13 protein-coding genes are annotated in these 13,682 nt (G+C 69.8%); 11 read left to right on the top strand and 2 right to left on the bottom strand.

The annotated features are described in order from the left end of the window. Positions 1-144 precede the first annotated feature (144 nt). The 6 genes from ACIBEF_RS13125 to ACIBEF_RS13100 all read left to right on the top strand — a co-directional run bounded on the left by ACIBEF_RS13125 (position 145) and on the right by ACIBEF_RS13100 (position 4,894). Positions 145-1,302, top strand: a complete 1,158-nt coding sequence (locus tag ACIBEF_RS13125) for a hemolysin family protein (protein ID WP_396793602.1) — start codon at positions 145-147, stop codon at positions 1,300-1,302. Between the two features lie 33 nt (positions 1,303-1,335). Further along, entirely contained in the window at positions 1,336-2,361 is a 1,026-nt protein-coding gene (gene trpS / locus ACIBEF_RS13120) for a tryptophan--tRNA ligase (protein WP_387351022.1), read from the top strand. Positions 2,362-2,374: 13 nt separating this feature from the next. Further along, on the top strand, positions 2,375-2,956 hold the full coding sequence (locus ACIBEF_RS13115) for a 2'-5' RNA ligase family protein (RefSeq protein ID WP_396793601.1): 582 nt from the start codon (positions 2,375-2,377) through the stop codon (positions 2,954-2,956). A gap of 106 nt (positions 2,957-3,062) precedes the next feature. Further along, on the top strand, positions 3,063-3,989 hold the full coding sequence (locus tag ACIBEF_RS13110; protein ID WP_366605236.1) for a YhjD/YihY/BrkB family envelope integrity protein: 927 nt from the start codon (positions 3,063-3,065) through the stop codon (positions 3,987-3,989). Next, a complete protein-coding gene (locus ACIBEF_RS13105; RefSeq protein ID WP_124856404.1) occupies positions 3,989-4,375 on the top strand; it encodes a GntR family transcriptional regulator in 387 nt (128 codons plus the stop codon). Before ACIBEF_RS13110 ends, ACIBEF_RS13105 begins: the two co-directional genes overlap by 1 nt. Before the next feature lie 81 nt (positions 4,376-4,456). Next, a complete protein-coding gene (locus tag ACIBEF_RS13100) occupies positions 4,457-4,894 on the top strand; it encodes a hypothetical protein (protein ID WP_357199953.1) in 438 nt (145 codons plus the stop codon). Positions 4,895-5,051: 157 nt separating this feature from the next. On the opposite strand, the gene ACIBEF_RS13095 is transcribed toward ACIBEF_RS13100, so the two are convergent. After that, entirely contained in the window at positions 5,052-6,686 is a 1,635-nt protein-coding gene (locus ACIBEF_RS13095) for a glycoside hydrolase family 13 protein (RefSeq protein WP_396793600.1), read from the bottom strand. A 32-nt stretch (positions 6,687-6,718) separates the two neighbouring features. Next, positions 6,719-7,765: a LacI family DNA-binding transcriptional regulator gene (locus ACIBEF_RS13090; RefSeq protein ID WP_355010194.1), complete on the bottom strand. Its 1,047-nt coding sequence runs from the start codon at positions 7,763-7,765 to the stop codon at positions 6,719-6,721. Between the two features lie 197 nt (positions 7,766-7,962). On the opposite strand from ACIBEF_RS13090, the gene ACIBEF_RS13085 reads away from it, so the two are divergent. The 5 genes from ACIBEF_RS13085 to ACIBEF_RS13065 all read left to right on the top strand — a co-directional run bounded on the left by ACIBEF_RS13085 (position 7,963) and on the right by ACIBEF_RS13065 (position 13,557). After that, positions 7,963-9,210, top strand: coding sequence for an extracellular solute-binding protein (locus ACIBEF_RS13085; protein WP_396793599.1), 1,248 nt, complete (start codon positions 7,963-7,965; stop codon positions 9,208-9,210). Further along, the gene (locus ACIBEF_RS13080; RefSeq protein ID WP_396793598.1) at positions 9,210-10,844 is read left to right on the top strand and encodes an ABC transporter permease subunit; all 1,635 of its coding nucleotides are present in this window, start codon (positions 9,210-9,212) and stop codon (positions 10,842-10,844) included. Before ACIBEF_RS13085 ends, ACIBEF_RS13080 begins: the two co-directional genes overlap by 1 nt. A 37-nt stretch (positions 10,845-10,881) precedes the next feature. Then, the gene (locus tag ACIBEF_RS13075) at positions 10,882-11,766 is read left to right on the top strand and encodes a sugar ABC transporter permease (RefSeq protein ID WP_396793597.1); all 885 of its coding nucleotides are present in this window, start codon (positions 10,882-10,884) and stop codon (positions 11,764-11,766) included. Between the two features lie 98 nt (positions 11,767-11,864). Continuing rightward, positions 11,865-12,212: a hypothetical protein gene (locus tag ACIBEF_RS13070; protein WP_238671145.1), complete on the top strand. Its 348-nt coding sequence runs from the start codon at positions 11,865-11,867 to the stop codon at positions 12,210-12,212. Positions 12,213-12,489: 277 nt separating this feature from the next. Next, the gene (locus tag ACIBEF_RS13065; RefSeq protein ID WP_396793692.1) at positions 12,490-13,557 is read left to right on the top strand and encodes a BMP family protein; all 1,068 of its coding nucleotides are present in this window, start codon (positions 12,490-12,492) and stop codon (positions 13,555-13,557) included. The last annotated feature ends 125 nt before the right edge of the window (positions 13,558-13,682 follow it).

Below are 13,682 nucleotides of genomic sequence, written 5' to 3'. Positions count from 1 at the left end.
CTAGGGCGGTGGCCGTCGCTCTCGCCGTCGCCACCGCCAACCCCATTCCATCATAATCTCTCATGATTAAACAGAGCCGAACATCTCTCCGCCGCTCCGCCTGATCCCCGGTGCGGCGGGCCCACGGTGTCTACCATCTCTGTCATGCGGGAAGCGGCCCGTACCGGGCTCCGGCGAAACGCGCGGGCACACCCCCGCCGCGACCCTGGCCCGCTCGCCCGGGGCGTAGCCCGGGTGCTGGTTCGCGCCGCGGATGGCGCCACCAGACTCGTCACCGATCTGCTCGGGACCGGTCCGACGGCCGGTCGGGAACACATCTCCGAGGCCGATCTGCGGGACCTTGTCGCGGCGAACACGGTGCTCGACCCGGACGAGCGACGGATCATCGACGAGGTCCTGGTGGCCGGTGCCAGTCTGATCCGCGAGGTGATGATGCCGCGCACCGAGGTGGTCTTCCTCCCGGCACGGATGACCATCGTCGAAGCCTCCCGACTGGTCCGCGCCGAAACGCACACCCGTTATCCGGTCACCGACGGCACGCACGACGACGTGGTCGGCTTCGTGCACCTCCGTGACGTCCTGCTGCGCCCGGACGCCGACCCGTGCGTCACCGTCGGCGAGTTGGCCCGGGAGGTGAAGCGGCTCCCGGGCAGCAAACGGGTGCTCGCCGCGCTGACCGAGATGCGCCGGGAGGGCCAGCACCTCGCTGTGGTGGTCGACGAGTACGGCGGCACGGCCGGGATCGTCACGCTGGAGGACCTCGTCGAGGAGTTCTTCGGTGAGATCCACGACGAGGACGACGCCACCGCGGACCCGGAGTGTGCCGGCCTGCCCGCCGTGGTGGACGGCCGCCTCAACCTCGCTGACTTCGCCGAGCGGACCGGGGTGGCCCTCCCCGCCGGACCGTACGAGACGGTGGGCGGGTTCGTCATGGCCGCGCTGGGCCGGCTCCCGGTGACCGGCGACGAGGTGCCGGTGCCGGGTGAGCCCGCCGAGGTCGGCGCACCCGATCCGGCCGAGCTTCCGGCCGGCTGGCTGCTGCGGGTGCTCACGTTGGACGGCCGCCGGGTGGCCCAACTCGCCGTCTCCGCCGCCCAGCGCCGAGAGCAGGGCGCCGGCAAGCGGCCTGAGTACGACGCCGCGCCGGCCTCGGGAGGCGGCCCCGAGCCGGCTCGGGAGGCGGTGACGGGGCAGCACCGCCGGGTGTCGGTCGGGCCGACGCGCCGGGTCGACGCTGGCGAACCACGCGAGGTCAGCACCCCGGCACCGGCGGGCCGGAGCCGACCCGCCGGCCCGTCATGACGGACCGGGTTGCTTGCTGACAGAATTATCGCCATGTCCGACGTTCCCGCCCGGCCCCGCGTCTTCTCCGGCATCCAGCCGACAGCCGACTCGTTCCACCTCGGCAACTATCTCGGCGCGGTGCGGCACTGGGTGGCGCTCCAGGACACCCACGACGCGTTCTACTGCGTGGTGGACCTGCACGCCATCACGGCGGGGCACGATCCGGCGCTGCTGCGCCAGCGGACCCGGGTGGCCGCGGCCCAGCTCTTCGCGGTCGGGCTCGACCCGGAACGCAGCACCCTGTTCGTCCAGTCGCAGGTGCCCGAGCACCCGCAGTTGGCCTGGGTGCTCGGCTGCATCACCGGCTTCGGCGAGGCCAGCCGGATGACCCAGTTCAAGGACAAGTCGCAGAAGCAGGGCAACGAGCGGGCCAGCGTCGGGCTGTTCACCTATCCGGTCCTCCAGGCCGCCGACATCCTGCTCTACCAGGCCAACGCGGTCCCGGTCGGCGAGGACCAGCGCCAGCACCTGGAACTCTCCCGGGATCTGGCCCAGCGCTTCAACTCGCTGTTCGGCGCGACCTTCACGGTGCCCGCGCCGCACATCGTCAAGGACACTGCCAAGATCACCGATTTGCAGGACCCGACCGCGAAGATGTCGAAGTCGTCGTCCTCGCCGGCCGGCATCATCGACCTGCTCGACGATCCGGCCCGGTCCGCGAAGAAGATCCGTTCGGCGGTGACCGACACCGGTCGGGAAATCGTCTTCGACACCGAGACCAAGCCGGGTGTGTCCAACCTGTTGACCATCTACTCGGCGCTCAGCGGCCGCAGCATCGACGAGCTGGTGGCCGCCTACGCGGGTCGTGGCTACGGCGATCTGAAGAAGGAGCTGGCCGAGGTCGTGACGGACTTCGTCCGGCCGATCCAGGAGCGCACCCGCGCCTACCTCGACGATCCGGCGCAGTTGGACAAGCTGCTCGCGGCCGGCGCGGAGAAGGCCCGCGCGGTGGCCGCGACGACCCTGCGGTCCGCGTACGAGCGGGTCGGGTTCTTCCCGCCCGTGCGCGGCGAGTAGCTCCGCGGTACAGGTGGACGGCTCGGTGCTCGGAGGGGCGGCGCGAAGCGTGGATCGCAGTGGCGGGGTGCCGCCGACCGGCGACACCATCCAGATCGGCATCGCCGTGGACATCCCCGAGCCGTGGGGTGCCCTGCTCACCCGGCGGCGGGTCGAGGCCGGTGATCCGCTGGCGGTGCCCGCGCACGTGACGTTGCTCGGGCCCACCGAGATCCGCACGGCCAACCTGCCGGCGGTCGAGCGGCACCTGGCCACCGTCGCCGCCGCACACCTGCCGTTCACCCTGCACCTGCGGGGCACCGGCACGTTCCGTCCGGTCACCCAGGTGGTGTTCGTCGCGGTGGCCGCCGGGATCAGCGAGTGCGAGCTGCTGGCCGCGGCCATCGCCGCGGCGCCGGGCCTGCACCGCGAACTCCGCTTCCCGTACCATCCGCACGTCACAGTGGCTCAGGACGTGGCGCCGGAGGCCCTGGACCGGGTGTACGAGGATCTGGCCGACTTCTCCGCGATGTTCGAGGTCGACGGGTTCACCCTCTTCTCGCACAGCGGGCAGGCCAGGTGGCAGCCGCGTCGGGACTTCTGCCTCGGCACCTGAAAGGCCGGCATTCGAGCCGTCAGCACCTGAAGCAGCGACGCGCCGGCCGGCGAGCATCGGGAGCCGGTTGCCCCTACAGCGGTGGGAGATCGGCGAGGATGACCGCGTGAACGTGATCGGCCGGATCGAGACGGGCATCGACCGCTGGGTGAGCGCCGCGCGCCACCGGTCGGGGCTCTTCGATCATGTGTGGCGGGCCGGGGTGCTGTACGGCGAGGTGCTGGCCGGCCGGTTGGCCGCCGCGATCGCCTACTACGGCTTCTTCGCCGTGTTCGCCCTCGCCCTGGTCGCGTTCTCCGTCTTCGGCGCGATCCTGGAGGACAACGACGAGGTCAGCGCGGCGGCGGCCGACTTCCTCAAGGAGAATCTGCCGTTCCTGGACGCCGAGCAGATCGCCAACTCCAGCGGCACCGTCGGTGTGGTCGGCCTGGTCATCCTGGTCTTCACCGGGATCGGTTGGGTCGAGGCCATCCGGTCCTCGCAGCGGCTGATGTACCAGCTCAACCAGCAGCCGGGCAATCTGGTGGTGCGGCGGCTCGTCGACCTGGGCGTGATGATCGGCGTCTTCGTGCTGCTCGGCGTCTCGGTCGCGGCGGTGGACGCGTTGGAGTCGCTGCTGCGTTTCCTGCTGCGCAGCACCGGCTCGGTGGGCCTGACCACCATCAGCGCGGTGCTCAGCGTGCTGGTCAACACCGTGCTCGCCACCGCGTTGCTGCTCGCCGTGCCCCGGCTGCGGATGAGCCGGTCCCGGCTGCGCCCGGTGGTGTTGCTCGTCGCTGTCGGCATCACGCTGCTGAACACCGTCGGCCGGTACTACGTGGTGCGGACCGAGCGGAACCCGGCGTACACCGTGGTGGCCGGCGCCGTCGGTCTGCTGCTGTACCTCTACCTTCTCAACCAGTTGGTGCTGTTCGGCGCGGCGCTCCTGGCGACCAGCACCACCGGCCGAGTGGTGGACCTGGCGGAGACCCCCGCCCCACCGAAGGATGTCGACGAGGGCATCGACCCCGGTACGCCGGGCGGTGCGGGCTGATGACGGAAGGCGTGCAGGTGCTGATCTCGGTCGACCCGGACTCGTCGGTGCCCCCGTACGAGCAGGTGCGCGTGCAGCTCGCCGAGCTGATCGGCGACGGCCGGTTGCCGGTGGGCAGCCGCCTGCCCACCGTCCGGCAGCTCGCGGCCGACCTGCGGTTGGCCGCGAACACGGTGGCCCGCGCCTACCGGGAGCTGGAGGCGGCCGGGCTGTTGGAGACCCGGGGCCGCAACGGCACCTTCGTCGCCCCCGGGCGGGACGACGCCGTCGACCGGTTGCAGCGGGCGGCGGCCGGTTATGCGGCGGAGGCGGCCCGGCTCGGCGTGCCACCGGCTACCGCGCTCGCTCTGGTCCGCGCCGCCCTGGACGCGGTCCGCCCCGGCTGACCGGCTGCCGATCGACCGTCGGACGGGCGATAACTGAGCAGAACTGCGCCGCCGCTCGCGTTCGCGGACCATGATGAGCCGGTGGGCGCACTCATGACACTGGACCTGCCGGCGGACTCGCCACTCCTCGGCCTGCCGTGGATCATCACCTTCGGTCCGCTCGGTGATATCGACGAGTGGGAGCCGGTGGTCTGCGGGCCGTACGAGCGACCGCACGCGTTGGCCCTGGCCGAGGCGGTGGTGGCCGAGGAGCAGTTGATGGCCGTGGTGGAGCCGCTGCTGCCGGCGCTGTCCGCCGACGAGATCCGCAGCGAGATCGCCGCCGCGCAGGTCGCCGCCGAGGACGAGGCCCGGCAGGTGGAGGGGGCCGACCTGTACGGCGACTTCGAGGACGTGATCGACGAGGAGTTGGACGCGGCAGCCGACGAGGCCGGCCACGGTGAGCCCGTCGAAGCGCCGGACGAGGCCGAGGTACGTGCCGGCTTCACCCGGATCGCCGCGTTGCTCACCGCGAAGTGACGACGACCTGGGTTGACGTGCACGGACACCGGCGCCACGCGGAGCGGACTCCGCGCGGCGCCGGTGGCACCTCACCCCCCACCACAAGGGGCCGGTAGCCCAGTCGCCCGCCGGCGCGGGGCACGACGAACGACCAGGTCGAGAACGGGTTACCCGTTCAGCGCCGTTCCAACCAGGCTGCCGCGTCAATTGGCAGCAGCCGGCCGGAGCCCTGTTCGGTGAGCTCGTCGCTGGCGACGAGCGGCTGACCGTACCCGTCGATCAGGACCGGGGCGCCGCTCATGTTGACGACGCAGGTCAGCACTGTCGCTCCGGCGGAGCGGGAGAAGGCCAGCACGCCCGGCTCGCTCTCCTGCCAGGTGACCCCGTCGGCGTCGAGGGCCAGCGCGGGATGAACGTGGCGGATCCGCAGCGCGGTCCGGTACAGCTCCAGGGTCGAGCCGGGCACGTCGGTCTGCGCCGTGACGGACAGCGCCCGCCAGAGCGCCGGCGCGGGTAGCCAGCTCAGCTCACTGCCGGCCGGCCCGAAGCCGTACGGAGCCAGCTCACCGTCCCACGGGATGGGCACCCGGCAGCCGTCGCGGCTCTCGCCGGTACGCAGGAACGCAGGATCCTGGCGCAGCTCGTCGGGGAGGTCGAGGACCTCCGGCAGGCCCAGTTCCTCGCCCTGGTAGAGGTAGGCGCAGCCGGGCAGGGCGAGCATCAGCAGGCTGGCGGCCCGGGCTCGGCGCAGCCCTTCGTCGCCGTCGCCGTACCGGGTGACATGGCGCTGCTTGTCGTGGTTGGACAGCACCCAGGTGGTGGGCGCTCCGACGACGGTCGCCTCGGCCAACGCGGTGTCGATCACCTTGTGGAACGAGTCGGCCGACCAGGTGGCGTCGAGGAAGTCGAAGCTGAACGCCTGGTGCAACTCGTCCGGGCCGATGTAGCGGGCGAGGCGCTGTGGCGTCTCGGCCCACGCCTCGGCGACCGCCATCCGACCGCCTGGGTAGCTGTCCAGGATGGGCCGCCAGGCCCGGTAGATCTCGTGCACCTCGTCCTGGTCGAAGTACGGCAGCCGGCCCTTGCCGAGCAGTTCGACCTGGCGCTGGCCGGTGGTCGCCGTGCTGAAGCCGACGTCCGGCAGCCCTTCGGCCTTGATCATGCCGTGCGCCACGTCGACGCGGAATCCGTCGACGCCCCGGTCCAGCCAGAACCGCAGCACGTCTTCGAACTCGGCCCGAACCTCCGGGTGACGCCAGTTCAAATCCGGCTGCGAGCTGTCGAACAGGTGCAGATACCACTGGCCGTCAGCGACCCGGGTCCAGGCGGGGCCGCCGAAGATGCTCTCCCAGTCGTTCGGGGGCAACTCGCCGTGCGTGCCCTGACCGTCGGCGAAGAGGTAGCGGGCCCGCTCCGGTGAGCCGGGGCCGGCGGCGAGCGCCGCGGTGAACCAGTGGTGCGCGCTGGAGGTGTGGTTGGGCACCAGGTCGACGATGATCCGAAGGCCGTAAGCGTGCGCGTCAGTGATCATCGCGTCGAAGTCGGCGAGTGTGCCGAACATCGGGTCGACGTCCCGGTAGTCGGCCACGTCGTACCCGCCGTCGATCATCGGCGAGGTGTAGAAGGGGGTCAGCCAGAGCGCGTCCACCCCGAGGTCGCGCAGGTACGGCAGGCGCTGCCGGATGCCCTGGAGGTCGCCGGTGCCGTCGCCGTCGCTGTCGGCGAAGCTGCGGACGTACACCTGGTAGACGACCGCAGAGCGCCACCAGTCGTCGTCGGTGGTCTGCGGTGGGGTGGCGGTGCTGATCATTCGAGCAATATGCCGGCCCGCCGTTGCAAGAGTCAAGCAGATCTTGCGTAAGACAAGCGTGCGGAACTCGGCGCGACAGCCGTGGAGCCGCGCACCACCAGCTCCGGACGGAACAGGTACTCCGAGTGCGGGGCGCCGTGTCCGTTGATCTCGTCCACCAGGGCGCGGACGGCGGCCACCGCCATCGCGGTGACCGGTTGCCGCATGGTGGTCAGCGGCGGGTCGGTGAAGGCCATCAGCGGGGAGTCGTCGTAGCCGACCACGGAGAGGCCGCCGGGCACGTCGAGGCCGCGTTGACGGGCGGCCCGGATCGCGCCGAGCGCCATCAGGTCGGAACCGCAGACCACTCCGGTGACGCCGCGGTCCAGCAGGCGGCCGGCCGCCGCCTCGCCACCCTCCACTCCGAACAGTGACAGCTCGGCCAGCGGGCCCAGGTCGGCTTCGGCGACGCCGGCCAGCCGGGTCATCGCTGAACGCCAGGCGGCCACCTTGCGCTGCACCGGGACGAACCGGTCCGGGCCGGTGATCAGGCCGATCCGTCGGTGCCCGAGCGCGACCAGGTGGGCAACTGCCAGTTCGGCGGCCTCCCGGTCGTCGCAGGAGACGAAGGGCGCACCGATGCCGGGGACGTACCCGTTGATCATCACGACCGGCAACGGCCGGGCGAGCAGCGCCCGGTAGCGGTCGTGGTTGGCGGCCGTGTCGGCGTGCAGGCCGGAGACGAAGACGATCCCGGAGACCTGCCTGTCCAGCAGCATCTCCACGTACTCGTCCTCGGTCACGCCGCCGGCGGTCTGGGTGCAGAGCACCGGCGTGAATCCACTCTGCGCCAGGGTGGACTCGATGACCTGGGCGAAGGCGGGGAAGATCGGGTTGTCCAGCTCCGGCACCACCAGGCCGACGAGACCGGCGCTGCGCTTACGCAGCCGGGCCGGCCGCTCGTACCCGAGCACGTCGAGGGCGGTGAGGACGGCCTGCCGGGTCTCCGGAGCCACGCCGGGGCGGTCGTTGAGCACCCGCGACACCGTGGCCTCGCTGACTTCGGCCTGCTGGGCGATGTCGGACAGTCGAGCGCGCATGGCGGCACTTTAGCCCACCGGCAAGTTCTTGCGGGGTCCTCTGCAAGCCCTTCCATTACTTGCAACGTCTTGCTAACGTCCCCGCAACATGCGAGAGCGGCGGCGCAGCATCCATGCGCCGATCGGCAAGAACTTCCAGACTTTCCACTGGCGAGCCGCCCGTCCCCCGGCGAGCCGCCATGACGACAGGAGTACCGATGCGCATCCGTACCGCGGGTGTGGTCGCCCTCTTCGCCCTGGCGCTCGCCGCCTCAGGCTGCGGTGGCGACAGCGACGAGCCGGCCGCGAAGGAAACCCCCAAGGCCGCCGGCGGCAAACTGGTGATCTGGGCGGACGACAAGCGGACCGCCGCCCTCAAGCCGTTCGCCGAGAAGTTCGGCCAGGAGAACGGCGTCAGCGTCGAGGTCCAGGCCGTCAGCAAGGACCTCCAGACCAACTTCGTCACCGCGTCCCAGCAGGGCAGCGGGCCCGACGTCGTGGTCGGCGCGCACGACTGGATCGGCAACCTGGTCCAGAACGGCGCCATCGACCCGGTGCAGCTCGCCGCCGAACAGAAGAGCGCCTTCAACGCGACCGCCATCAAGGCGGTCACCTTCAACGGTCAGCTCTACGGCGTGCCGTACGCGCAGGAGAACCTGGCGCTGATCCGCAACACCGAGCTGGCCCCGGAGGCACCGAAGACCATCGAGGACCTGGTCGCGACCGGCCGGACGCTCAAGGCGTCGAAGAAGGCCACCGAGACGCTCTGCCTCCAGGTCGGCCAGAACGGCGACGCGTACCACATCTATCCGCTCTACACCTCTGCCGGCGGATACCTGTTCGGGACCGGCGCCAACGGGGACTACGACCCGAAGGACCTGGGCGTGGGCAAGCCCGAGTCGATCGAAGCCTTCAAGAAGATCGGCGCGCTCGGCGAGAAGGGCGCGGGAGTGCTCAAGCGCTCCATCGCGGACACCAACTCGATCGCCACCTTCACCGGCAAGAAGTGCGCGTACCTGGTCTCCGGGCCGTGGGCCGTGGCCGACGTGAAGAAGGCCAACATCAAGTACGACATCTCGGCGATCCCCGGCTTCGCCGGTGGCAAGGAGGCCCAGCCGTTCGTGGGTGTGCAGGCGTTCTACGTCGCCGCCAAGGGCAAGAACAAGGCGCTGGCCCAGGAGTTCGTCGCCAACTACACCACCACTCCCGAGCTGGCCGTCGCGCTGTACGACGCCGAGCCCCGGCCGCCGGCGCTGACCGCCGCCCTCGACCAGGTCAAGGGCACCGACCCGGATCTGGCCAAGTTCCAGGAGGCCGGTAGGAACGGGCAGGTCCTCCCGGCCATCCCGGCGATGGCCGCGATCTGGGACCCGTTCGGCAAGGCCGAGGCCGCCGTCATCGGCGGGGCAGACCCGACCAGCACCATCACCGCGGCCGGCAAGACCATCTCCGGCCAGATCAAGTAATGAGTACGCCGCTGTCCGGCCCGGGGTCTGCCACGCAGGCCCCGGGCCGGGAGCCCACCGGCTCCCGCCCCGCGCCCTCGCGCACCCGCGACGACGCGCCGGTCACAGTGACCGGGCTCGCCGGCAAGGTGCTCCTGCTCGGCCTGACCGCCGGAGTCGCGGTCTGGGCGGCGTTCCCGCTCGTCGCCGCCGAGATGTGGGCCGGCCTGGCACTGCTGGCGGCGTCCACCGCCGGGCTGTTCTACCTGTACCTCACCCGCCGACACGTCCCGGCCAAGTACCTGGTCCCCGGCACCCTGTTCCTGATCGCCTTCCAGGTCCTCCCGGTGCTCTACACCGCCAGCACCGCCTTCACCAACTACGGTGACGGGCACCGGGGCAGCAAGGACGACGCGATCGTCGCCGTCGAGTCCTCGTCGGTCACCCAGGTTCCCGGATCCACCGAGTACGCGCTGTCCATCGCGACGTCGGGCGATCCGGCCACCGGGGCGCTGGTCTTCCTGGTCACCGACCCGGGCACCGGCGCCGTCTCCGTCGGCGACACCGACGGGCTGCGCCGCCTCGACCCCGCCGACGTCACTGTCGCCACCGGTGGCCGGGTCACCGCCGCCGACGGGTACACCGTGCTGACCGTCGGTCAGGCCAGCTCCCGCAGCAAGGAGATCACCGACCTGGTGGTGCCCACCCCGGGCGGCGCGGTGCGCTCCAGCGGTCTGTCCCGCGCGTACGAGGGCAAGGCGGTGCGGGCGTACGACGCCGGCTGCGACTGCGTCCGGGACACCGAGACCGGGCAAACCTGGACGGCCGACGCCGAGGTGGGCGCCTTCGTCGCCGCCGACGGTGAGCGGTTGGCCCAGGGCTGGAAGGTCAACGTCGGGCTGACCAACTTCACCCGGGTGCTCACCGACGAGAACATCTCCGGCCCGTTCCTGGGCAGTCTCATTTGGAACTTCGCCTTCGCCATCGGTTCCACCGGTGGAACGTTCCTGCTCGGCATGCTGATCGCCCTGGTCCTGCACTCGCCCCGGATGCGCGGCACCAATCTCTACCGGGTGGTGCTCGTCCTGCCGTACGCCATGCCGTCGTTCGCGATGCTGCTGGCGTGGCGGGACATGTTCAACGCCGACTTCGGACTGATCAACAACCTGTTCGGGGTGGACGTGGACTGGTTCGGGCAGGCGTGGACGGCCCGCTTCGCGGTCATCCTGGTGCAGCTCTGGCTCGGTTACCCGTACATGTTCCTGGTCGCCACCGGCGCGTTGCAGGCCATTCCGCGCGAGCTGACCGAGGCCACCTCGGTCGACGGGGCCTCGCCCTGGCAGTCCTTCCGCGCGGTCACCCTGCCGCTGCTGCTGGTCGCGCTCTCCCCGCTGCTGATCTCGTCGTTCGCGTTCAACTTCAACAACTTCAACGCGATCTACCTGACCACCGAGGGTGCTCCCTTCCCCGCCGACAACCCGGCCAACGGCGCCACCGACCTGCTCATCACGTACACCTACCGGCTGGCCTTCGGCGGGCAGGGCGCGCAGTTCGGTTTCGCCGCCGCGATCTCTCTGTTCATCTTCGCCATCGTCGCGGTGGTCTCCGCGGTCAGCTTCCGGCGGACGCGCAAACAGGAAGAGGTGTACGCGTGAGCGCGAGCCCCGCAGTCGCGAACGAAAGGTGGCTTCCGTGAGCGCGGTCAACCGCAACCGGACCGGTCGGCGTAACCGCTGGTTCGCCCAGGTCGGCTGGCGGCACCTGGTGGCGCTGCTCGCCGTGCTGTTCAGCCTGTTCCCGATCGTGTTCGTGCTCTCCGCCGCGCTCAATCCGCTCGGCACGTTGTCGACCACCGAGCTGGTGCCGACCGGCGGGGTGTCCCTCGGCAACTTCGGTGGGCTGTTCGAGCGAACCGCCTTCGGGCGGTGGTTTCTCAACTCGCTGCTGATCGCCGGGGTGGCGTCGTTCGCGTCGGTGTTCCTCTCGGCGCTCGCCGCGTACGCGTTCTCCCGGATGCGGTTCCGCGGCCGCCGGGTGGGGCTGCTCTCGCTGCTGCTGATCCAGATGTTCCCGCAGTTCCTGGCGATCGTGGCGATCTACCTGATCTTCGGCACGATCACCGACCTGTGGCCGTCGATCGGCTTCAACACTCCCTGGGGGCTGCTGCTGCTCTACCTGGGTGGAGCGCTCGGGGTGAACACCTGGTTGATGAAGGGCTTCTTCGACACGCTGCCCCGGGAGCTGGACGAGTCGGCGACCATGGACGGCGCCTCGCACGCCCAGGTCTTCTTCCGGATCATGCTGCCGTTGGTGGCGCCGATCCTGGCGGTCGCCGGGCTGTTGGCCTTCATCGGCACCATCAACGAGTTCCTGATGGCCAACGTCTTCCTCACCAGCACCGACTCCAAGACCCTGGCGGTGGGGATGTACGGCCTGTTGGAGGGCAACGAGCGCAACAACAACTTCGGCATCTTCGCGGCCGGCACCCTGTTGACGGCGATCCCGACGGTGCTGGTCTTCCAGTTCCTGCAGCGCTACATCGTCTCCGGGTTGACCTCGGGAGCCGTCAAGGGCTGAGAGGGGTCGGCGTTCCAGCGGCCGGTTGATCGACTGATCCGCGTCCGTGGGCGATTCCCTCTACTACGATCCGTCGTTCATAGGGGAGTATGGCGGGCGTGGAAGCTCTCAGACTCATCCTTCTCTACGTCCATCTGATCGGGTTCGCCCTGCTGCTCGGTGGCTCGATCGCCCAGTACGCCAGCGGTCGACTGCGGATCAACCCGGCCATGCTGTGGGGCGCTGTGATCCAGTTGCTGACCGGGCTGGGCCTCTCCGCGCCGCTGCGCGGCGGCGGCGACGACGAGCCGAACCCGGCAAAACTTGTGACGAAGTTGGTGATCGCGCTGCTGATCTTCGTCATGGTCTTCTTCTCCCGGAAGCGGGACGTGGTCAACCGCGGTCATTTCCTGGCGATCGTCGGTCTGACCCTGGTCAACGCGGCGGTCGCGGTCTTTTGGCGGTAACGTCCGAGGAGGGAAACGCCTCCAGAAAACGGACGTTGCGGACGCTGCGGCGCACGGTTACCAGCACGAAGAGTGACGTGCCCCACGCAAGGGTTACACCCGGGTAACAGGCGCTCAACAGTCGTGCACGATTGTCGGCCGGTGGGTGGGCGCGGGCGTACGCTCCCGTCCGTAACGTGGGACAGCCGGCGGCACACCCGCAGGCCGGCTGATGGGCTGCCACCGCACAAGGCGCGGTGAGCAATGGGAAGGAGACGTCTTGCGCTCGGTGCGTGGGATGCGGATCGCTTCGATCTTCGCGGTGGGTGGGCTCGCGCTCACCGCCGCTGCTTGTGGCGAGGCGCCCAAGGATGACAACAACGCCGGCAGTGGCGGCAAGAAGTTCAGCGCCTGCATGGTGACCGACGTCGGCGGCATCGACGACAAGTCGTTCAACACCTCGGCCTGGAAGGGTCTGCAGGACGCCAAGGCCGCCAACGACAACATCGACATCAAGTTCGTCGCGTCGAAGGCCGAGGCCGACTACGAGCCGAACCTGACGCAGTACGTCAACCAGAAGTGCGACTTCATCCTGGCGGTCGGTGGCCTGATGGGTGACGCCACCTCGAAGATCGCCAAGGCGAACCCGAACCAGCAGTTCGGCATCGTCGACGCCAACCCGGGTGACGCCAACGTCTACCCGATGCAGTTCGACACCGCCCAGGCCGCGTTCCAGGCCGGTTACCTGGCCGCCGGGATGAGCAAGAGCGGCAAGGTGGGCACCTACGGTGGTCTGCCGATCCCGCCGGTGACGATCTTCATGGACGGCTTCGTCGACGGTGTGAAGTACTTCAACACCACCAAGGGCAAGAACGTCCAGGCGCTGGGTTGGAACAAGGACACCCAGAAGGGTTCCTTCACCAACGACTTCGCCAAGCAGGACGAGGGCAAGAAGGTCTCCGACGCGCTGGTCGCCCAGGGCGCGGACATCATCATGCCGGTCGCCGGCGGCTCCGGCCTCGGCACCACCGCCGCGGCCAAGGCCTCGGGCGGCAAGTACAGCACCATCTGGGTGGACGTCGACGGCTGCGAGAGCACCCCGGACTGCTCGGCGATCGTCACCACCGTGGTCAAGAACATCCCGGAGGCCGTCAAGGAGGCCGTGGTGAAGGCCGCCGGTGGCGAGAAGCTGGAGGCCAAGCCGGGCTTCGTCGGCACCCTGGCCAACACCGGCGTCTCGATCGCCCCGTACCACGACTTCGACAGCAAGGTCCCGGCCGAGCTGAAGGCCGAGGTCGACAAGATCAAGGCGGACATCGCCGCCGGCACCATCACCGTCACCTCGAAGGCCCAGCCGACCAAGTGACAACCGGCCGACCCCTCCGGTGAGATCATCGGGGAGGTCGGTGGGGACAGGTACGACCCGATCGGCCGCTCTGGCTCTGCGGATACCCCGCGGGGTCGGAGCGGCCGATCGCGCACCACGGCAGC

Origin of the sequence: Micromonospora sp. NPDC050795, assembly GCF_044456785.1 — a bacterium.
In the GTDB taxonomy this organism is placed as follows: Bacteria; Actinomycetota; Actinomycetes; order Mycobacteriales; family Micromonosporaceae; genus Micromonospora.
This window is presented reverse-complemented; position numbering and strand designations above follow the sequence as displayed.

What these genes read in the sequence shown, in the direction of transcription:
- trpS (WP_387351022.1), top strand. Translation starts at nt 1,336, where the DNA reads ATGTCCGACGTTCCCGCCCGGCCCCGCGTCTTCTCCGGCATCCAGCCG.
- ACIBEF_RS13090 (WP_355010194.1), bottom strand. Translation starts at nt 7,765, where the DNA reads ATGCGCGCTCGACTGTCCGACATCGCCCAGCAGGCCGAAGTCAGCGAG.
- ACIBEF_RS13065 (WP_396793692.1), top strand. Translation starts at nt 12,490, where the DNA reads ATGCGGATCGCTTCGATCTTCGCGGTGGGTGGGCTCGCGCTCACCGCC.
- ACIBEF_RS13085 (WP_396793599.1), top strand. Translation starts at nt 7,963, where the DNA reads ATGCGCATCCGTACCGCGGGTGTGGTCGCCCTCTTCGCCCTGGCGCTC.
- ACIBEF_RS13125 (WP_396793602.1), top strand. Translation starts at nt 145, where the DNA reads ATGCGGGAAGCGGCCCGTACCGGGCTCCGGCGAAACGCGCGGGCACAC.
- ACIBEF_RS13105 (WP_124856404.1), top strand. Translation starts at nt 3,989, where the DNA reads ATGACGGAAGGCGTGCAGGTGCTGATCTCGGTCGACCCGGACTCGTCG.
- ACIBEF_RS13080 (WP_396793598.1), top strand. Translation starts at nt 9,210, where the DNA reads ATGAGTACGCCGCTGTCCGGCCCGGGGTCTGCCACGCAGGCCCCGGGC.
- ACIBEF_RS13095 (WP_396793600.1), bottom strand. Translation starts at nt 6,686, where the DNA reads ATGATCAGCACCGCCACCCCACCGCAGACCACCGACGACGACTGGTGG.